This is a genomic window from Streptomyces sp. NPDC054975, assembly GCF_053609105.1.
Window position 1 is genome coordinate 15,704 of sequence record NZ_JBSGWV010000044.1, and the last position, 19,477, is coordinate 35,180.

General features: G+C 72.1%; 15 protein-coding genes and 1 pseudogene. 6 read left to right on the forward strand and 10 right to left on the reverse strand.

Features of this window, described 5'->3' with window-relative positions; all coding sequences use genetic code 11:
• Window positions 1-64: 64 nt before the first annotated feature.
• On the reverse strand, window positions 65-1,417 hold the full coding sequence (locus ACWF79_RS27900) for a lysine N(6)-hydroxylase/L-ornithine N(5)-oxygenase family protein (protein ID WP_453730918.1): 1,353 nt from the start codon (window positions 1,415-1,417) through the stop codon (window positions 65-67).
• 248 nt (window positions 1,418-1,665) lie between these two features.
• On the opposite strand from ACWF79_RS27900, the gene ACWF79_RS27905 reads away from it, so the two are divergent.
• The gene (locus ACWF79_RS27905) at window positions 1,666-2,613 is read left to right on the forward strand and encodes a methionyl-tRNA formyltransferase (protein WP_453730919.1); all 948 of its coding nucleotides are present in this window, start codon (window positions 1,666-1,668) and stop codon (window positions 2,611-2,613) included.
• A gap of 92 nt (window positions 2,614-2,705) precedes the next feature.
• On the opposite strand, the gene recQ is transcribed toward ACWF79_RS27905, so the two are convergent.
• On the reverse strand, window positions 2,706-4,706 hold the full coding sequence (gene recQ / locus ACWF79_RS27910) for a DNA helicase RecQ (RefSeq protein WP_453730920.1): 2,001 nt from the start codon (window positions 4,704-4,706) through the stop codon (window positions 2,706-2,708).
• Window positions 4,707-4,833: 127 nt separating this feature from the next.
• Window positions 4,834-6,246 (reverse strand): aminopeptidase P family protein, encoded by a 1,413-nt coding sequence (locus ACWF79_RS27915; RefSeq protein WP_453730921.1) that lies wholly within the window; start codon window positions 6,244-6,246, stop codon window positions 4,834-4,836.
• Window positions 6,247-6,399: 153 nt separating this feature from the next.
• Here ACWF79_RS27915 and ACWF79_RS27920 point away from each other — a divergent pair, with 153 nt between their 5' ends.
• Window positions 6,400-7,383, forward strand: coding sequence for a LuxR family transcriptional regulator (locus tag ACWF79_RS27920; protein ID WP_453730922.1), 984 nt, complete (start codon window positions 6,400-6,402; stop codon window positions 7,381-7,383).
• A gap of 97 nt (window positions 7,384-7,480) precedes the next feature.
• Here ACWF79_RS27920 and ACWF79_RS27925 read toward each other — a convergent pair whose 3' ends face one another.
• On the reverse strand, window positions 7,481-8,755 hold the full coding sequence (locus tag ACWF79_RS27925) for a serine hydrolase domain-containing protein (RefSeq protein WP_453730923.1): 1,275 nt from the start codon (window positions 8,753-8,755) through the stop codon (window positions 7,481-7,483).
• A 186-nt stretch (window positions 8,756-8,941) separates the two neighbouring features.
• Entirely contained in the window at window positions 8,942-9,685 is a 744-nt protein-coding gene (locus ACWF79_RS27930; RefSeq protein WP_453730924.1) for a class I SAM-dependent methyltransferase, read from the reverse strand.
• A gap of 328 nt (window positions 9,686-10,013) precedes the next feature.
• On the opposite strand from ACWF79_RS27930, the gene ACWF79_RS27935 reads away from it, so the two are divergent.
• From ACWF79_RS27935 to ACWF79_RS27945, 3 genes are all read left to right on the forward strand, one after another.
• A complete protein-coding gene (locus ACWF79_RS27935) occupies window positions 10,014-10,811 on the forward strand; it encodes a VOC family protein (RefSeq protein WP_453730925.1) in 798 nt (265 codons plus the stop codon).
• Window positions 10,812-10,905: 94 nt separating this feature from the next.
• Entirely contained in the window at window positions 10,906-11,718 is an 813-nt protein-coding gene (locus ACWF79_RS27940; RefSeq protein WP_453730926.1) for an SDR family NAD(P)-dependent oxidoreductase, read from the forward strand.
• A 109-nt stretch (window positions 11,719-11,827) separates the two neighbouring features.
• Window positions 11,828-13,249: an MFS transporter gene (locus ACWF79_RS27945; RefSeq protein ID WP_453730927.1), complete on the forward strand. Its 1,422-nt coding sequence runs from the start codon at window positions 11,828-11,830 to the stop codon at window positions 13,247-13,249.
• Between the two features lie 70 nt (window positions 13,250-13,319).
• On the opposite strand, the gene ACWF79_RS27950 is transcribed toward ACWF79_RS27945, so the two are convergent.
• The 5 genes from ACWF79_RS27950 to ACWF79_RS27970 form a co-directional block, all read right to left on the reverse strand.
• Window positions 13,320-13,709 (reverse strand): hypothetical protein, encoded by a 390-nt coding sequence (locus ACWF79_RS27950; RefSeq protein ID WP_453730928.1) that lies wholly within the window; start codon window positions 13,707-13,709, stop codon window positions 13,320-13,322.
• 90 nt (window positions 13,710-13,799) lie between these two features.
• Entirely contained in the window at window positions 13,800-14,906 is a 1,107-nt protein-coding gene (locus ACWF79_RS27955) for an alpha-hydroxy-acid oxidizing protein (RefSeq protein WP_453730938.1), read from the reverse strand.
• 160 nt (window positions 14,907-15,066) lie between these two features.
• On the reverse strand, window positions 15,067-16,104 hold the full coding sequence (locus tag ACWF79_RS27960; RefSeq protein ID WP_453730929.1) for a hypothetical protein: 1,038 nt from the start codon (window positions 16,102-16,104) through the stop codon (window positions 15,067-15,069).
• A gap of 87 nt (window positions 16,105-16,191) precedes the next feature.
• On the reverse strand, window positions 16,192-16,725 hold the full coding sequence (locus tag ACWF79_RS27965) for a hypothetical protein (protein ID WP_453730930.1): 534 nt from the start codon (window positions 16,723-16,725) through the stop codon (window positions 16,192-16,194).
• 176 nt (window positions 16,726-16,901) lie between these two features.
• Window positions 16,902-18,443, reverse strand: coding sequence for an SDR family oxidoreductase (locus ACWF79_RS27970; protein WP_453730931.1), 1,542 nt, complete (start codon window positions 18,441-18,443; stop codon window positions 16,902-16,904).
• 183 nt (window positions 18,444-18,626) lie between these two features.
• On the opposite strand from ACWF79_RS27970, the pseudogene ACWF79_RS27975 reads away from it, so the two are divergent.
• Window positions 18,627-19,420 (forward strand): annotated as a pseudogene (locus tag ACWF79_RS27975) (SDR family NAD(P)-dependent oxidoreductase).
• The last annotated feature ends 57 nt before the right edge of the window (window positions 19,421-19,477 follow it).

Genomic DNA, 19,477 nt, shown 5'->3' on the forward strand with positions numbered 1-19,477 from the left:
CGGCGGCGGGCGGGGCGAGTGGGGGCGTGGGGGCCGACGAGCGGGCGTCGGCGGACGCGGAGCGTCAGCGGGCCGAGCCGATGCCGTCGGCGACCTGGTGGGGAAGGCCCGGCGCGGGCTGCGGGCTCCGCTCCAGGATCGAGTCGAGGATCTCGCCGACGCGGATCGCGGTGTTGGAGAGCAGCGACGACGTGATGCCGTGGGTGTGCTCCGTGCCGCCCTGCAGGTAGATGCCGCAGCGCAGTTCGGGGTCGGTCGCGATGCGGTAGTCCCGCTCGACCCGGACCCGTCCCTCGTCGTCCAGGTGGCAACTCTTCGCGACGTCACCGAGGACGCCGATGGGGTCCGCCTGGCTGTAGCCGGTGGCGAGGACCACCACGTCGGCGTCCAGCACGTTCTCCTCGCCGGTGACGAGGGAGGTGACGGTGGCGCGGACGGTGTCCCCGGTCTCCTCGACGCCCGTCAGCCGCGAGATGTTGAGGAAGCGCAGCCGCTCGGTGCCGAGCACCTTCTCCTGGTACGCCTGCCGGTACAGGTCGTCGATCAGGTCGATGTCCACCACGGAGTAGTTGGTGTTCCCGTGATAGTCCATCAGCCGCTGCTTGATGTCGTCGGGGGCCGTGTAGTACTCGTCGACGGCGGCGGGGTCGAAGATGCGGTTGGCGAAGCTGCTGTCGTCCGCCGGGCTGTAGCCGTAGCGGGAGAAGACGGCGCAGATCTCGGCCTGGGGGAAGCGGCGGTGCAGGTAGGCCACGTTCTCGGCGGCGCTCTGGCCGGCGCCGACCACGATGAAGCGCTGGGGGTCGGTGCCTTCGAGGCCGTCGACCTTGGCGAGCAGGTCGGAGTTGTGCCAGACGCGGTCGGTCCGCTCGACGCCTTCGGGCATGAGGGGGCGAAGTCCCGTGCCGATGACGAGGTTTCGGGCCCGGTGGACCACCGTCTCCGCGCCGGAGCGGGCCGTGACGTCGAGGTACTCGACCACGCCGTCGCGGACCACGGGCTCGACGGAGATGACCTCGTGGCCGTAGGAGACCATGTCGTCGACCTTCGCCGCGGCCCACTCGAAGTAGTCGTGGAACTCCACGCGGAGCGGGAAGAGGTTCTTGTGGTTGACGAAGTCGATCAGCCGGCCCTTGCTCTGCAGATAGCGCAGGAAGGTGTACTCGCTCGACGGGTTACGGAGCGTCACCAGGTCCTTGAGAAAGGAGACTTGCATCGTGGCGTCGTCGATCAGCATGCCGCGGTGCCATCCGAAGCTCGCCTGGCGCTCGAAGAAGTGAGCGGTGACCGCCTCCTGCCTCCCGACGCGAGCGTTGTGCTCGCTGAGCGCGATCGCCATGGCCACGTTGGACGGCCCGAAGCCGATTCCGATGAGGTCATGGACCAGAGGGGTGTCGCCAGGAAGAACCTGTGACATGTCACTCCCATCGTGCGGGACAGCCGCCTTGTGAGGCGTGGATGAAAAACGGAGGCGCCGACCTCGCCGAGAGCACCGGCCAGCCGAACTTAGGTAAAGCTAACCTGACCTGGCTCGAACTGTCGACAGGGCAAAACGGACAAGCCAGAGATGGCGGCGCTGAACGGGCTTGAAAAGAGGGCCCGTTGCATCCTTAGGTAAGCCTTGCTTTACTGGCGCGGTCATTCGCTCTTCTGAGGAGGAACCCCATGCGGGTCGTCATGTTCGGTTACCAGACCTGGGGGCATCGCACCCTGCAAGCACTCCTGGACTCCGAGCACGACGTCGTGTTGGTCGTGACGCACCCCAAGAGCGAGCACGCCTACGAGAAGATCTGGAGCGACTCGGTCGCCGACCTGGCCGAGGAGCACGGCGTTCCGGTCGTCATCCGCAACAGGCCCGACGACGAGGAGCTGTTCCAGCGCCTCAAGGAGGCCGACGCCGACATCATCGTGGCCAACAACTGGCGCACGTGGATCCCGCCGCGGATCTACACGCTGCCCCGCCACGGCACGCTGAACATCCACGACTCGCTGCTGCCCAAGTACGCGGGCTTCTCCCCCATCATCTGGGCCATGATCAACGGCGAGTCGGAAGTCGGCGTCACCGCGCACATGATGGACGAGGTGCTCGACGCGGGCGACATCGTCGACCAGCGCGCCGTGCCGATCGGACCCACGGACACCGCCACCGACCTGTTCCACAAGACGGTCGACCTCATCGCCCCGGTCACGGTCGGCGCCCTGGCCCGGATCGCCGCCGGGGAGACCGAGTTCACCAAGCAGGACCGCTCGCAGGCAAGCTTCTTCCACAAGCGCGCCGAAGAGGACATCCGGATCAACTGGGACTGGCCCGCCGAGGTCCTGGAGCGTCTCGTCCGCGCCCAGTCCGCCCCGTACCCGGCCGCGTTCACCTTCCACAAGGGCAAGCGCCTCGAAGTCGTCTCGGCCGTGGTCTCCGAGGGCCGTTACGGCGGGACGCCCGGCCGGATCTTCTACCGCGAGGGCGAGGGCGTCGTGATCGTCGCCGGCGCGGACGCGCGCACCGGCCGCAACCACGGCCTGGCGATCACCCGCGTACGGACCGAGGACGGCCGGGAGCTGCCCGCGACGGAGTACTTCACCTCCATGGGCGGCTACCTCACCAGCCGCCCCTGACCACCCGAACTCCGGCGCCCCCAGACGGTCCTGGGGGCGCCGGCCTCATGGGCCGGTCCGCACTCCTCGCCGACCGGCCCTGAACGGGCCGTTCACTGCCAGTCGTCCCAGGGCGGCTCCGCCTCGTCCTCCGGGTCGAGGGGCGGCTCGTCGTCGAACTCCGGGCCGGACGCGCCGGGAGCAGGGACCCCGGGAGCAGGAGACCCGGCAGCGGGAGCCGCAGGGGCGGCCTCGGGGGCGCGGCACTCGGCCAGGGTGTCCAGGACGCCCTGGGCGTACTTGGCGAGCTTGGCCTCGCCCACGCCGCCGACGGTGCCCAACTCCTGGGCCGTCGTGGGGAACAGGGTCGCGATCTCCCGCAGCGTCGCGTCGTGGAAGACGACGTACGCCGGTACGCCCTGCTCGCGCGCAGTCGCGGCCCGCCAGGCGCGGAGCGCCTCGAAGACCGCGACGGCCTCCGCCGGAAGGTCGACCGGCACCCGGGCGCCCTTCCCGGAACGCGCCCCGGGCTCCTTGCGCGCGCTCGTGGCGGCGGCCTTCTCCTTCCGCAGCGGGACCTTGCGGTGGCCGCCCAGCACCTCGCCGCTCGCCTCCGTCAGCACGAGCGTCCCGTAGTCGCCCTCGACGGCGAGGAGCCCCTGCGCCAGCAGCTGGCGTACGACCCCGCGCCACTCCGCCGTGGACAGATCCGCCCCCACGCCGAAGACCGACAGACCGTCGTGGTCGAACTGGATGACCTTGGCCGTCTTCTTGCCCTGCAGGATGTCGATGATCTGGCCGGCGCCGAACTTCTGGCGCCGCTCCTTGGCCAGGCGCCACACCGTGGACAGCAGCTTCTGCGCCGCGACCGTGCCGTCCCAGGACTCGGCCGGGGTCAGGCAGGTGTCGCAGTTGCCGCACGGCTCGCCCTGCTGCCCGAAGTACGCGAGCAGCCGCGCCCGTCGGCAGTCGACCGTCTCGCACAGCGCGAGCATGGCGTCCAGGTGCGCGGCCAGGGACCGGCGGTGCGTCTCGTCGCCCTCCGAGCCCTCGATGAGCTTGCGCTGCTGGACCACGTCCTGCAGTCCGTACGCCAGCCATGCCGTGGCCGGCTCGCCGTCGCGGCCCGCCCGGCCGGTCTCCTGGTAGTAGCCCTCGACCGACTTCGGCAGGTCGAGGTGGGCCACGAACCGCACGTCCGGCTTGTCGATGCCCATGCCGAAGGCGATCGTCGCGACGATCACGACACCGTCCTCCCGCAGGAAGCGGGCCTGGTTCGCCGCGCGCGTGCGGGCGTCCATCCCCGCGTGGTACGGCAGGGCGTCGACGCCGTGCTCCACCAGGAAGGCGGCCGTCTTCTCCACCGAGGCGCGCGAGAGGCAGTAGACGACTCCCGCGTCCCCCTCGTGCTCGGTGCGGATCAGGTCGAGGACCTGCTTGGTCGGGTTGTTCTTGGGGACGATGCGGTACTGGATGTTCGGCCGGTCGAAGCTCGCGACGAAGTGCCGGGCGTCCTGGAGACCGAGCCGCGCGGCGATCTCGGCGTGCGTCGCCTCGGTGGCCGTCGCGGTCAGCGCGATCCTCGGCACCTTCGGCCAGCGCTCGTGCAGCATGGACAGCGCGAGATAGTCGGGCCGGAAGTCGTGACCCCACTGGGCCACGCAGTGCGCCTCGTCGATCGCGAAGAGCGACACCGTGCCCCGGTCGAGCAGCCGCTGCGTCCCCTCCGTACGCAGCCGCTCGGGAGCCAGGTAGAGCAGGTCCAGCTCACCGGCGACGAAGGCCTGCTCGACGGTCTGCCGTTCGTACGGGTCCTGCGTCGAGTTCAGGAATCCGGCCCGCACGCCGAGGGCGGTGAGCGCGTCCACCTGGTCCTGCATCAGCGCGATGAGCGGCGAGATCACGACGCCCGTGCCCTGTCTGACGAGTGCCGGGATCTGGTAGCAGAGCGACTTTCCGCCGCCGGTGGGCATCAGGACGAGGGCGTCGCCGCCCCCGACGACCTGCTCGACGATCTCCTGCTGCGCGCCTCGGAAGGAGCTGTAACCGAAGACGCGGTGCAGCACCTCCGACGCGTCGGAGGTGGTCGCGGGGGAAGCTTCCGGAAGGACCATTCCAGAAGCCTATCCGCGACCGCCGACACTCCTGACCGGTCTCCGTGAACCTGTGGACAACCGCCCGGGCGCACCCGTGGCCGGCCGTTCCCCTGGGGACGACCCGGGCCGGTTTCCCGCCCGAGGGTCAGCCCGCGACCCGGGCCATCCACGCCTCGACCTCGTCGGCGGTGCGCGGAAGTCCCGCCGACAGGTTCTCGTGGCCGTCCTCGGTGACGACGAGGTCGTCCTCGATCCGGACGCCGATGCCGCGCCATTCCTCGGGCACGGTGAGGTCGTCCGGCTGGAAATAGAGGCCGGGCTCGACGGTGAGCACCATGCCGGGCTCCAGGACCCCGTCGACGTACTCCGCGTTCCGGGCCTGCGCGCAGTCGTGGACGTCCAGGCCGAGCATGTGACCGGTGCCGGCCATGGTGAAGCGGCGCTGGAGGCCGAGTGCGTACGCGCGGTCGGCGGGCCCCTGGATGAAGCCCCACTCGACGAGCCGGGCCGCCAGGTGGCGCTGGCACGCCTCGTGGAAGTCGCGGTACGCGGCCCCCGGCTTCACGGCGGCGAAGCCCGCCTCCTGGGCCTCGTACACGGCGTCGTAGACCATGCGCTGCACGGGAGTGAAGGTGCCGCTGATCGGGAGGGTACGGGTGACGTCGGCGGTGTAGAGGGTGCGGGTCTCCACGCCGGCGTCGAACAGGAGCAGCTCCCCCGGGCGCACCGGACCGTCGTTGTCCGTCCAGTGCATGATCGTGGCATGCTCGCCGGCGGCACAGATCGAGCCGTAACCGACGGAGTTGCCCTCCAGCCGCGCGCGGCGGAAGAAGGTGCCCTCGATCCAGCGCTCCGAGGAGGCGACCGCGCGGGACAGCTCGCCGATCGCGTCGGTGAAGCCGCGCACGGTGGAGTCCACGGCCTTGCGCATCTCGGCCAGCTCCCACGCGTCCTTGACGAGCCGGAGGTCGCTGAGCGCCTCCTCCAGTTCCTCGTCACGCTCCTCGTCGGTGGTGACGGCCGCCTCCAGGGCCGGATCGACGCCCCGGACGATCCGGGTGGGCACGGTGGGGGCGACGGCCAGGTCGGAGGCCGCCGTGCGGACGTCACGGCAGGCCAGGCCGAGGACCCGCTCCGACTCGGCCAGGGAGCGGCGCCGCCCCATCCACAGCTCGGCGGTGGCGCCGATCCAGAACTCGTCGTTGTCCCTGCTGTCCCGGGGCAGCTGGTAGCAGTACGCGTCGTGGCCGCCGTCCGCGCGGGGTTCGAGGACGAGCGCGCCGTCCCGTGCCTGGTCCCCGGTCATGTGCACGTAGCCCGAGTACGGGCGGAAGGGGTAGGTGTCGTCGTTCGAGCGGACCTTGAGGTTGCCCGAGGGGATCACGAGGCGCTCGCCGGGGAAGCGCGCGGAGAGCGCGTCGCGTCGGCGGGCCGCGTACGGGGCCTGCTCGTCGAGCTCCAGGTCGTGCCGCTCGGTGTCCGCCCAGCCCGCGCGCATGAGTGCGGAGAGCTCGTCGGAGATCCCCGCGTACAGACCGTTCTTCCGCCCCTTGGCCACGTCGTGTCCCTTCGTCCGCGTCCTCGCCGCCTCGTTCTCGGGCGGCTCCGGTGCAGCGGACAGTAGCCCTTGTCACACGCGTCGGGGGCCGAGGAGTGCCACTGGCACGGATCGGCCACACCGCGGGTCGGCGACGCGTCGATAATGCGGTCCATGACGCACGAGAAACTCGGCGAGGCCCTCCGGCTGCTGGGCGTCGGCGAGGCCGCCGTCCGGGTCTATCTGGCGCTCCTGGACCTGGCGCCGGTCCCCCTGGACGCGATCGGGACGGCGGCCGGTCTGGGCCGCGCGGAGCTCGCGGCCGCCTACGGTGAGCTGGCCGACGCCGGTCTGGCCGGCGCGGCGGACGAGGGCGCGGAGGTGGTGGCTCCGGTGCCGCCGGCCGCCGGTCTGGAGATCCTGGCCCGGCACCGGGCGGCCGAGCTGGAGGAGTCGCGCCTCGCGGTCGGCGGGGCGTTCGAGTCCTTCCGGCGCCGGCGGCTCGCCGCGTACGACGACCGTCTCGTGGAGGTCGTCACGGGGGACGCCGTCGGTCCCCGGATGCGCCAGGCGTGGGCGAGCGCCCGCGAGCAGATCCGGCAGTTCGAGTCCCCTCCCTACTTCCCGCTGCCGGGTGCCACGGACGACGCGCTGGCCACTCTGGCGCGCGGGGTGACGCAACGTGTCGTCTACTCGCGGGAGTCCCTGGAGCATCCGGGCCATCTGCAGGAGGCGATCGAGCCGTGCATCGAGGCGGGCGAGCAGGCCCGGGTGCTGCCGTCGGTGCCGGTCAAGCTCGTGATCATCGACGAGGCGTACGCGCTGGTGTCGCTGTCGATCCAGGAGGCCGACGTGCACCACTCGATGCTGGTGGTGCAGCCGTGCGGGCTCCTCTCGGCGCTCGTGGCCCTGTTCGAGCAGTCCTGGCAGGCCGCCCTGCCGTTCCACGGCCGCACCACCCGCCCGGGCGGCCTGCCGCCCGCCGACCGTCGCCTGCTGCGGCTCCTCGCGGGCGGCGCGAGCGACGAGGTCGTCGCCCGCGAGCTGGGGATCAGCCGCCGCACGCTCTTCCGGCGGCTCCAGATCCTGATGGCCCGCCTCGGCGCGGCGAACCGTTTTCAGCTCGCCCTGCAGGCGCAGCGGTCGGGATGGCTGTGACCGGTGGAGGCGGGTCCCGCGACACGCCGCGTGGCGCGGAGCGCCGCGCCGGGCGGCCCGGTCAAGGACCGGCCGCCCGACGTGGCGCGTCCGTGGGTCAGCGGTTCTCTGCGAGGTCCTGCTCGGCAGGGAGGCCGGTCGCCGCTGCGTCGAGTGCCGCGCGGGAGGACGGCGCCGCGGCCGGCTTCTTGCCGCAGAACGCGGCCTCCAGCGTGCCACCGAGCGCGGTGTTGGCCTCGCCCCGGTTGGACGTGTTCGCCATCGCGGCGAGGCTGCGGCGGCCGTCACGGGTCGCGAAGGCGTACGTGTAGAAGCCCTGCACGGTGCCGGTGTGGCCGTACACCTGTGCCCCGCAGGACAGGTCGTAGCGGCGCAGGCCGAGTCCGTAGAAGCGGGTGTTGGTGGCGTCCGTCGGGGTGACCGTCGTCATCGCGTCGAGCATGCGCGGCGACAGCAGCCGGCCCCGCATCAGCGCGGTGGTGAAGGTGTTCAGGTCCTCCGTGGTGGAGATGACCGCACCGGCCGACTGCGCCCAGGACACGGTCTGTTCGGTCGAGTCCACGAGCGGCGCGCCGGCCTCGTCCGGGTGCAGGTAGCCGCGTACCTGAAGCCCGGCGATGCGGGTGTCGGGGTGGACGTACGAGGTGTTCCGCAGCCCGAGCGGCGTGAAGATGCGGCGCTGGTACTCCTGGGCCACCGGCTGGCCGGTGATCTTCTCGATGAGCATGCCGACGACCACGAAGTTGGCGTTGGAGTACTTGTACGCGACGCCGGGCTGCGTGGTGCGCGGCTCGGCCAGGGAGAGGTTCACCAGCTCCTGGTAGCTGAAGACGCGGTTCCGTACGGCCTCGAAACCGGGCACCGTCTGGTTGAACATGGCGTCGGTGTAGTCCGCCAAGCCGCTGCGGTGCGTGAGCAGATGACGCACCGTGATCTTGTCGTCGGGCAGCAGACCGGGCAGGTAGCGGTTGACCGGCGCGTCGAGCTCCACCTTGCCCTCGTCCACCAGCTGCAGCAGCACGACGGAGGAGAAGGTCTTGCTGACGCTGCCGATCCGGAACCGCGCCTGGGTGTCCATGGGCGCGCCCGAGACGCGGTCGCGGACCCCGAGGGTGCGCGTCTTGACGCCGGTGGGTCCGGTGAAGCGGGCCATGGCGCCCGGCGCGCCCTTGGCCATGGCTGCGTTCAGCGCCCCGGTGACGCCCTCCATGTCGGGGAGTTTGACGCCGGGGCGCACCGCGGTTTCGACCGCCGTGACGGGGTCGGTGGCGGCGGGCGCGGCGAAGGCGCTGGTGGCGGGCGCGACGCCGGCGGCGAGCGCGGCGACCAGGGTGGCGCTGACGGCAAGGCGTCGATGTTGCGACAGGGGCACGTGGATTCCTCGACTCGTTCGACGCGGCACACGACCAGCGGTGTGCCGCGAGGCTCCGGCCGACCCGCGCGGTGCGCGCCGTCTCCGGAACCCATGGGTCATGAGTGCCAACGTCCGCGAACGGTTCCTGACACGGGCCACGGGTTCCGGAGCCTGCCCTTCCGTCCCGCCTGCCGGCGGAGGCCGTCAGGCGCGGCAGCGCAGCATCTCGAGCGGCGGGCTCGCGAAGAGGTCCGCCCAGAAGTCCTCGCCGAACTCACGGATGCCGGCTTCGGAGACCTGGAGCGGAACCCACTCGAGCTCGCTGAACCCGGCCGCCCGCAGACACTTCTCGTACACCTCGCGGCGCGGGGCCGCACCGACGATGCTGATCGGTTGCGGGTCGAGGAGAGCCGTGACCCGCACCCGGGGTCCCGTCTCGGTCTCCCCGCCGGTCGGCTCGCAGCGGAACCCGTACGCCTCCAGGGACGCGCAGTCGAACTGGTAGTCCGGCTTCTGGGCGAACACGAAGAACTCCCCGCCCGGCACCAGGTTCCGGTGGATGTTGCGGCACATCCGCTCCATCGCCGCGATGTCCTCGGCGTAGTTGAGGCACTGCACCGCGAGCGCGATGTCGAAGCGCCGGTCGAGCTGCCCCAGTTCGGCCACGTCACCGACCTCGTAGCGGACACCCAGCGGCTCACGCTGCTCGAACTCCCGGGCGGCGGCGATCATTTCGGTGGAGATGTCGACACCGAAGACGTCCGAGGCGCCGCGCCGCTTGAACTCCCGGCTGTAGAAACCGGTGCCGCACGCCAGGTCGAGCACCGACCTGCCGCTCACGTCGCCGACCATGCCCAGGAAGCTCGGCACCTCCCCGTACCGGATCAACGGCAGGGACTTGAACCCCTCGAACGCCTCGCCGATCTGGTCGTACTGTTGCACGCTCACGTGCTCCCCCTTCTGCGCTTCGTCCTGTACGCGGCCACACCGCTCCTCCGCCCACGAAGGCAGCCCGGCCGTGACCGTGCCGACGAGTCTCCTCCGCCCCCGCCCGGCCGCCGTACTGGCAGATGCCACGAAAAGCGCCCCGCACGACGCACCCATCACCCAACAGGGCGGGCCGGCCCCGGCGGCCCGCGGACACGGCCAGGGCATCGTCGCCGATGAGTTTCGGAGGCGGGCGGAGTCCACCCTTCATCGCCGGCCACCGCCCGTCATGCGCGACCCGCGGGGCGGTGCCAGGCTGGCGGCAAAGGACCTCCGGAAGGAAAAGATCATGATCACCACCGACCCCGTACCCGGCGTCCCGTGCTGGATCGACCTCGGGGCACCCGACGTGCCGGCCGCGGCGGCCTTCTACGGCGCCGTGCTCGGCTGGGACTACGAGCCCATGGAAGGCGGTGAGGACATGGAGGGCGGGATGTTCCGCAAGAACGGCAAGATCGTCGCCGGGCTCGGCAAGCTCACCGAGGCGGGCGCCCGCTCGGCCTGGATGATCTACTACGGCGTCACCGACGCGGACGCCACGACCCGGGCGGTCGAACAGGCCGGCGGCACGGTCCGGGTCGCCCCCATGGACCTCGACGAGTGGGGCCGGATGGCGCAGTACAGCGACCCGCTGGGCGGCCAGTTCGCCGTCTGGCAGCCGGGCACGAACAGCGGGGTGGAGCTCGTGGACGCGCCCGGCTCGCTCTCCTGGACGGAGCTGTACACGAGCGACGCGGAGGCCGCGAAGCGGTTCTACGGCGATGTCTTCGGCTGGTGGTACAGCGACATGGAGCTGCCGGGCGGCGGCGGTACGTACTCGCTGGTCACCCCGGCCGGCCTGCCCGAGGAGCGGATGCAGGGCGGCATCATGGGCATGCCCAAGGAGCACCTCACCCTGACGAACGGACGGCCGTACTGGCACCCCGTCTTCGACGTCGAGGACTGCGACGCGGCGGTCGCCCGCGTGACGGCCAACGGAGGCACCGTGCAGATGGGCCCGGACGACGCGGAGGGAGTGGGCCGGCTCGCGGTCTGCGTCGACGCGTCGAACGCGGACTTCGTCGTGCTCACCCCCGAGAAGTCCTGACGCGCCGACACGGCGGACCGCACGACCGCCCTTTCCCTATGATCAACACGAAGGCAGGCGACACCACCAAGCAGCGGACAGAGGCCCGACGACCATGGCGAACCAGCGCGTGTACCTCGTGACCGGCGGCGGAACGGGCATCGGGGCGGCGACGGCCCGGCTGCTGAGCGGGGCGGGCCACCACGTGGTGATCTCGGGGCGCCGCCCCGAGCCGCTGCGGCTGGTCGCGGAGGAGACCGGGGCGCTGGCCGTCCCGTCCGACATCGGCGACCCCGACGCCGTACGCGCACTCGTCGACGCGGCCGTCACCGCCCACGGTCGCCTCGACGGGGTCGTCCTCAACGCCGGTATCGGGCGGGGCGGTGGCGTGGGCGAGGTGACGCTCGACGACTGGGACGCGGTGATGCGGACGAACCTCACCGGCCCGTTCCACCTTCTGCGCGCCGCGCTCCCGCATCTGCTCGACGCGCGGGGCGCGGTGGTCGCCGTGGCCTCGGTCTCCGCCCTGCGCAACGGCGTGGGCAACGCGGCGTACGCGACCTCCAAGGCCGCGCTCCTGCAGCTCTGCCGCTCGCTCGCGGTGGACTACGGGGGCGCCGGGCTGCGCGCCAACACCGTGTGCCCGAGCTGGGTGCGCACGGACATGGCGGACCGCCGGATGAGCCGGTTCGCCGACGAGGCCGGGCTCGACGGTGTGGACGCGGCGTACGAGGAGGTGACCCGCGTCCTGCCCGCCGGGCGTCCGGGCGAGCCCCGCGAGGTCGCGGAGGCCGTCGCGTGGCTGCTCTCCCCGGCCTCCTCGTTCGTCAACGGAGCGGTCCTGACGGTCGACGGCGGCGCGACGGCCCTCGACCCCGGCACCCTCGGCTTCGGCTTCCACCTCGACCCGCGCGCTCCCCGCGGCTGACGGTACGGACCGGGAAACTTTTTGCTGTCCCCGCAAAACAACTAGGCTCTCGCCGCGCCCTGTTCCGACCATGGATCCGCTCGAACGATCCCGGACGGAAGGCGGCCTCGTGTCCTCGACCTCGCCCCAGCAGAGACCCACGCACCCGGCCCCGGCTGCGGCACCCGCGCTGACGGCACGCCGGCGGTGGACGGTGCTGGCCGTCTGCGCGCTGAGCATGTTCCTCGTCGGCCTGGACACCACCATCGTCAACGTCGGCCTTCCCGAGATCGGGCGCGGCCTGGACGTGGGCACACACGGGCTGGAGTGGGTCGTGGACGCGTACACCGTGGTCCTCGCCAGCCTCCTCATCGCCTCCGGAGCGCTCGCGGACCGCTTCGGACGGCGTCGCGTCTTCCAGTACGGGCTGGTGGTCTTCGGTGCCGCCTCGCTCGCGTGCGCGCTCGCCCCCTCCGTCGAACTCCTCGTCGTGGCACGGGCCGTTCAGGGTGTCGGGGCCTCGATGCTGAGTCCGGTGGCGCTCGCCATCGTGGTGAACGCGATGCCCGACGCGAAGGAGCGGGCCCGCGCGATCGGCGTCTGGGCGGCGGTCTTCGGGCTCAGCATGGCGGCGGGGCCTCTGACCGGCGGGGCGCTCATCGCGGCGTTCGGCTGGCGATCGGTGTTCTGGATCAACGCGCCGGTCATCGTCACCGCCCTCGTCCTGGTGGCGGTGTTCGTGCCGGAGTCGCGCGGAGAGCGCGTCCGGCGGCTCGATCTGCCCGGCCAGGTCCTGCTCGCCCTGGTGCTGTGCGTCTCGGTCGGCGTCCTGATCGAAGGGCCCCGTATCGGCTGGGCCTCCCCCTCGGCCATAACCCTCTACGCCGTGGTCGTGTTGGCGACGGCCGGGTTCGTCCGGGTCGAGCGTCACCGACGTGACCCGCTGATGGACCTCGCGCTCTTCCGGCGACCGCCCTTCGCCACGGCGGTGCTGGGCGCCGTGGCGGTGTTCGCGGCGCTGAACGTGAGCCTGCTGCTCACCACGTTCTCGCTCCAGCACGCCCGGGGATGGACGCCGTTGGCGGCCGGCCTGACAACCTTGCCCATGGCGCTGGGCGCCACCCTGTGCGCGCCGTGGTCCGGCACCTTGGTCGGGCGCATCGGACCTCGGCGTCCCCTTCTCGTCGCGGGCGGGTTCACCGCCGCCGGTGGCCTGTGGATGGTGGGCCTTGGCCAGGACGCGGGCCTCCTGCCGCTCCTGACGGCGTACCTGCTCATCGGCGTCGGCTTCGGCTTCGCCAACGCCCCGCTCACCAACACGGCCGTCGGCGGCCTGCCGCCCTCGCGCGCCGGGGTGGCCGGGGCGATCACGTCCACGGCCCGCCAGGTCGGCGCGGCGGTCGGCATCGCGATCGCGGGCGGGCTGCTCGCGGGCGTCTCCCCCGCCGGCCTCGCCCAGGCGTCCCGCCCCGGCTGGCTACTCGTCACGGCCTGCGGCCTGTTCCTCATCACCGCGGCCCAAGCCTCCCAACCGAAGCCCCCCACCACCTGACCGACCCGCCACCCCCGCGCTCGAGGCAGGGGCACGCCGGGTGACGCGAGGGCCGGGCGCGGGCGGCGGGTTACAGGAAACCCACCGTGCTGGGGGGTGCGTAGATGTGGCGGGCGAGGTGTTCGTTGCCGAAGCGGACCGCGGTCGCTCGGCGGTGGTCGGGTTCCTGCTCGCGGGCGATGCGGCTCTGGTGGTCGGTGCAGGTGTCGCAGTCGTCCTCCCAGTCGGGCAGGAGGTCTGAGTGGTCTTCGGCGAGGTGCTCGCCGAGGGCCATCTGGGTCGTGAGGGTGCTGTCGAAGGGGTCCCAGTCGACGCCTCGCTCACCGGTCAGGCGCAGTTCGGCGATCTCTTCGCCGACCTGGCGCATCGTCCGGTAGAGGGTGACGCATCGCGCGCAGGCCCACATCCACGCAGGCGGAAGCGGCCACTGGTGCTCGGGGTTCGTCTCGTCCGGGCTCATGAACGGCACGGTAGTTCGCCGGACGGGCCCCGTGGGGGCCGGTCGGGTGCATTCACCCGCCCGTGGGCATGTGCGGAACCTGAGGGAGCGTCACCCGACGCGGCGCAGCGCCTCGGGAGTCAGGTCCGCGAGGGTCGGGTACCCGTCGACCGCCATGAGCAGATCCGCCTCCGCGAGCAGGGAACGCAGCACGTGGACCAGTCCGTCGAGGCCTCCGAGGGCGAGGCCGTACGCGTACGGGCGTCCCACGGCCACCGCGGTCGCGCCGAGGGCGAGCGCCTTGACGACGTCCGTACCGCTGCGTACTCCCGAGTCGAAGATCACGGGGAGTCCGCCCGCCGCCTCGACGACCTCCGGCAGCGCGTCGAGTGCGGCGAGGCCGCCGTTGGCCTGTCGGCCGCCGTGGTTGGAGCAGTAGATGCCGTCCACGCCCCCGTCCTTGGCACGGCGTACGTCCTCGGGGTGGCAGAGGCCCTTCACCATCAGCGGGAGCGAGGTCAGTGAACGCAGCCAGGGAAGGTCGTCCCACGTCAACGGGTTGCCGAAGACGCCGGCCCAATGCAGCACCGCCGCGCCCGCGTTCTGCTCCGGGGGCTGGGCGAGGGCCGCGCGGAAGACCGGGTCGCTGGTGTAGTTCGCCAGGCAGTGACCCCTCAGCTGGGGGAAGTTGCTCGTCGACAGGTCCCTCGGGCGCCACCCGGTCACCCAGGTGTCGAGCGTGACGACGATGCCACGGAACCCGGCCTTCTCGGCGCGCCCCACGAGACTCGCGGCCAGGTCCCGGTCCGTGGGCGTGTAGAGCTGGAAGAACCCAGGAGTCGAGCCGAACTCCGCGGCGACCTCCTCCAGCGGGTCCACCGACAGCGTCGAGGCGATCATCGGCACTCCGGTGGCAGCGGCGGCGCGCGCGGCGGCGAGGTCACCGTGCCCGTCCTGCGCGCACATGCCCAGCACGCCTATCGGCGCCATCATCAGCGGCGAGGGCAGGGACAACCCGAACATCGACACCGACAGGTCCCGCTCCTTGGCCCCCACGAACATCCGGGGGATCAGCCCGTGGCGGGCGAACGCGGCCACGTTCGCGCGCTGCGTGTGCTCGTCCCCCGCCCCGCCGGCCACGTACGACCACACCGACGGGGACATCGCCGCGCGCGCCCGCTCCTCCCACCCCTCGAACGTCATCGGAAAACGGGGCATGACCCCGCCCAGCCCGTCGAGGTAGATCTCGTTCTGGTACTCGCCGAACGCGCCCACTCCGCCACTCCCCACTTCCTGAACGTCCTCCCGCTCGAACACGCCGGGCCAGCTTGGCGTGTTTCTCGCCGCAGGTGTAGAGCACGGCGCCGACCGGGGAGGCTCAGCACCAGCGGGTGTGGCGGCAGATGCCGCCGCCGGAACCACCGCTCCCGCCGGAACCGCCCGAGCCGCCCAGGTCGCTCGGGCGCCCGTCCGGGAAGAGCCGGGTGCGGTTGCGGTCGCCCGGGTACGGGTCGAGGTGGTCCGGGTCCCCGTCGCCGTCCCGGTCCGGCAGGTAGGCGTCCCTGCCCCGGTCGGGCGCCGGGCAGCCGATGTCGGGCGAGGACAGTGACAGCGTCACCAACAGGTCCTCGTCCGTGACCGGTTCGCCCTCCGCCGGGTCCTGCACGCAGACGCGCCAGTCGTCGTACTCGCCCTCGGCGGGCAGCGTGTCGTTGAGGTACGCCGCCTCGGCGTGCAGCCGCTTCTCGGGCACGCCCGCCGCCACCACCTTCGGGACGGCCGTACGCCAGGTCATCCACACGACCTCGGGCATCACGGGCCAGGGCACCGCCTCGCCCTCGGTCCGGGGGCACGGTTCCGCCCGCCGTACGACGCCGAATTCGACCGTCGGCTCCTGCGGGGTCCCGCCCGCCTCCTGGAAGCACACCTTCCACAGCGAACGCGCCGTCACCTCCCGCTTCTCGGACGAGGCGTCGTGGTAAGCGACCGTGAAACCCTTCTTCCGTGAGCGGGGGAAGGCCACGTCCAGGGAGTCGCCGGTGAAGTCGGGCAGCGCCGGCATCGTCGCCTCGGGCGTGGTGCGCGCGGCGCGCGGAAAGAGAGTCGGTCGGGTGGTCGACTTGGCGTCCGCCGAGCCCGCCGCCCGCGCCGGAGCGGTGTCCGGCTGTGCCGGGTTGACCGTCCCGAAGAGCGCCATGGCCACGATCGTTGCCACGACCCGGCCGGCCTTGGGCCAGGGACTGCGCCACCACAACAGCACCAGGGCACACAGCAGCATCACGGCGCCCAGCCGGACGTTCAGCAGCCCGAGCAGGGGTACCGCGACGACCGCCCCGACGCGAGCGCGGCCCGTCTGCCACCAGCGGCGCGGCGGTGCGGAGGATGCGGGCGTTGCATGGTTCTGAGGGCCTGACATGGTGGCGCGGGCGCCCTTCCGTTCCTGCGTACGAAGATCGTTCGCGCGCATCGTACGCGGACCCGGACGCCGCCGGCGGCGAGGTCGTCAGGCCGCGCGGCAGAGCGCCGAGGGGTCGCCCGGGGCCGGGCGACAGGGGACGTTCGTCGGCACGGCCGCGGGCACGGACACCGGACAAGCGGTGGCCGCGGACTGCGAGCGGTTCCGTGCGAAGACGACGAGGCGCAGCACGGCGAACCGGGCGACACCGGCGAGGGCGGAGGCGGACAGGTAGACGACCTGTTCGAGCACCGCGCTGGGCGCCGCGACGACCTGCTGCAGCATGACCATCGCCACGCAGGTCACCGCGTACGCGGCCGCCGCGGACCCGGCCGACTGCCCGTGCTGGCGCCATGTCGCGCGCCCGCCCGCGCCGAAGGTGAAGCGGGCGTGCAGTTCGGTGGCGAGCAGGGTGGACACCACGGTGATCAGGGCGTTGGCCAGGACCCAGGGAACCCAGGAGGCGAGCGCCGCCACGGCGAAGCTGGACGCGATCCCCACCCCGCCGCCGCAGAGCACGAAGCGCGCGAAGGCGCTGACGGCGCCGGGTGCCTCCCGCCGCCCACTTCGCACTGCCGCCATGACCCGACCCCCTGAAGGACACCCGCCCCGTGGAGCGCGACCCAGGCCACGAGACCAAGGGGCGCTCCGCCCGTGATGCCATCATGGCACACCTATGGCGCCATCGCGAGCCACCAGTGGCGCCACCCTCTGGAGGGATCGGTAAATATGCTGGTCAAGAGGGTGGCGCCGTGGCGTCACGACCACCAGCCGCAGCTCGAAGTGGCGCCCGCGTCGGCGGACTCCTCCGCGGCTCGGGCGATCCTGCGCGCCATGCCGCCGAACACGACGGCGTGGAAGGGCGCCACGCTCCACCAGTAGAGGTGCCCGGCCAGTCCCCGGGGGTGGAACAGGGCCCGCTGGTGGTACCGCGAGCGCCCGTTCCCGTCGCTCTCCACGCGCATCTCCAGCCAGGCGAGCCCGGGCAGCCGCATCTCCGCCCGGAGCCTGAGCATGCTCCCCCGCTCGATCTCCTCCACGCGCCAGAAGTCCAGGGCGTCGCCGACCCGCAGACGGGCCGCGTCACGGCGGCCTCGACGCAGTCCGACTCCGCCGACGAGGCGGTCGAGCCAGCCGCGCAGGGCCCAGGCAAGCGGGAAGGAGTACCAGCCGTTCTCCCCGCCGATCCCCTCGACGACCCGCCACAGCTCCTGGGTTCCGGCGTCGACGGCCCGTTCCCTCTCGTCGGTGTAGAGGCTGCCGCCCGCCCAGGCCGGGTCCGTGGGCAGCGGGTCGCTCGGCGCTCCCGGCACCGCGGCGGACGACCACCGGGTGACGACCTGGGCGTCCCGGACGCGCCGCAGGGCGAGAGCGAGGGCCTCGTCGAACGGCACGGGCGAACCGGGCGGGTCGGGCACATGGCGGACGATGTCGTGCTCGGTGCACACGACCTCGTACCGCAGGGACTCGGCGAGGGGCCGCGCCAGGGCGGCGGGGACCGGCGTGACCAGTCCGATCCACTGGCTGGAGAGGCCCGGGGTGAGCATGGGGACGGGCAGGATCAGTCTGCGGCGCAGCTGTGCCACCGTGGCGTAGCGCTCCATCATCTGTCGGTACGTCAGGATGTCCGGGCCGCCGATGTCGAAGGTCCGGTTGACGTCCTCGGGCATCCCGGCGCTGCCGACGAGGTAGCGCAGGACGTCCCGGACGGCGACGGGCTGGACGCGGGTGCCGACCCAGCTCGGCGTCACCATGACCGGGAGGCGCTCGGTGAGGTAGCGGAGCATCTCGAACGACGCCGAGCCGGAGCCGATCACGACGGCGGCGCGCAGCACCGTGGTGGGCACGCCGGAGTCGAGCAGGATCCTGCCGACCTCGGCGCGGGAACGCAGGTGCGGGGAGAGGTCCTCGTCGCGCAGGTTGGCGGGGGTGAGCCCCCCGAGGTACACGATGCGGCGGATCCCGGCCGCCCGGGCTTCCGCGGCGAAGGTGCGGGCGGCGCGGCGGTCCTGCTCCTCGAAGTCCCTCCCCGAGGTCATCGAGTGCACCAGGTAGTACGCGACCTGGACGCCGCGCAGTGCGGGGCGCAGGCTTTCGGCGTCGGTGACGTCGCCGCGGACCACCTCGACGCGACCGGCCCACGGATGGTCGCGGAGATGGGCGGGGGTGCGGGCGAGGCAGCGAACCGCGTATCCGGCGTCGAGGAGTTCGGGCACGAGGCGGCCGCCGATGTAGCCACCGGGTCCGGTGACCAGACACAGCTCCCCGGTGGACTCGGTCCGTGCGTGCGTCGTCTCCATGAACGCTCACTCCTCTTCCGGTTCCGGCCGGAGGCCCCGTCGTATCGGATGTGGCGCGCCCCGAAGGGGATCGCGGCCTTCCCGAGGTGGTTCCCACTCGTACGGAGTCACCTCGCAGGGCCGACCGGACGTCCTGCGGGGTGCCGACGTTGCGCGGTGCGCGCAGGGGGAAGGGACCCCTCCATGCGTATCGATCTGACGGGACGTACCGCGCTGGTCACCGGCTCCACCCAGGGCATCGGGGCCGCCATTGCCGGCGGGCTCGCCCGGGCCGGGGCGCGGGTGGGGTCAACGGGCGGACGGAGGAGCGGGTGGACCGGGCCGTCGCGGGGATGCGGCACGAGGTGCCGGACGCGGACCTGGTTCCCGTCGTCGCCGACGTCTCCACAGAGGAGGGGGCGCTCCGGGCCGCCGAGGTGCTGCCGGAGGTGGACGTGCTCGTCAACAACCTCGGCATCTTCGAGTCCGCGGAGCCCCTGGAGATCGACGACGAGGAATGGCGCCGCTACTTCGACGTGAACGTGCTCGCCGGCGTGCGGCTGATCCGCCAGTACCTGCCGGGGATGATGGAGCGCGGCTGGGGGCGGATCCAGAACATCGCCAGCGACTCGGCGGTGGTGACCCCCGCCGAGATGATCCACTACGGCATGTCCAAGACGGCGCTCCTCGCCGTCACGCGCGGTTTCGCCAAGCGGGCCGCCGGCACCGGAGTCACCGTCAACTCGGTGATCGCGGGGCCCACGCACACCGGCGGCGTCGAGGACTTCGTCTACGAGCTGGTCGACCGCTCGCTTCCGTGGGACGAGGCGCAGCGGGCCTTCATGCGGGAGCACCGTCCGCAGTCGTTGCTGCAGCGGCTGATCGAACCGGAGGAGATCGCCGCCATGGTCGTCTACCTCGCCTCCGACCATGCCTCCGCGACCACGGGCGGGGCGCTGCGGGTGGACGGCGGGTACGTGGATTCGATCCTGCCGTAGGCCGGGGCGGGGCGGGGGCACCCTGTAGGTGCCCCCCACCGCCCGCTCGGGCCCCGC

Coding starts and splice junctions, on each gene's coding strand:
- ACWF79_RS27900 (WP_453730918.1), bottom strand. CDS start 1,417: ATGTCACAGGTTCTTCCTGGCGACACCCCTCTGGTCCATGACCTCATC.
- ACWF79_RS27905 (WP_453730919.1), top strand. CDS start 1,666: ATGCGGGTCGTCATGTTCGGTTACCAGACCTGGGGGCATCGCACCCTG.
- recQ (WP_453730920.1), bottom strand. CDS start 4,706: ATGGTCCTTCCGGAAGCTTCCCCCGCGACCACCTCCGACGCGTCGGAG.
- ACWF79_RS27920 (WP_453730922.1), top strand. CDS start 6,400: ATGACGCACGAGAAACTCGGCGAGGCCCTCCGGCTGCTGGGCGTCGGC.
- ACWF79_RS27935 (WP_453730925.1), top strand. CDS start 10,014: ATGATCACCACCGACCCCGTACCCGGCGTCCCGTGCTGGATCGACCTC.
- ACWF79_RS27940 (WP_453730926.1), top strand. CDS start 10,906: ATGGCGAACCAGCGCGTGTACCTCGTGACCGGCGGCGGAACGGGCATC.
- ACWF79_RS27950 (WP_453730928.1), bottom strand. CDS start 13,709: ATGAGCCCGGACGAGACGAACCCCGAGCACCAGTGGCCGCTTCCGCCT.
- ACWF79_RS27955 (WP_453730938.1), bottom strand. CDS start 14,906: ATGCCCCGTTTTCCGATGACGTTCGAGGGGTGGGAGGAGCGGGCGCGC.
- ACWF79_RS27960 (WP_453730929.1), bottom strand. CDS start 16,104: ATGTCAGGCCCTCAGAACCATGCAACGCCCGCATCCTCCGCACCGCCG.
- ACWF79_RS27965 (WP_453730930.1), bottom strand. CDS start 16,725: ATGGCGGCAGTGCGAAGTGGGCGGCGGGAGGCACCCGGCGCCGTCAGC.
- ACWF79_RS27970 (WP_453730931.1), bottom strand. CDS start 18,443: ATGGAGACGACGCACGCACGGACCGAGTCCACCGGGGAGCTGTGTCTG.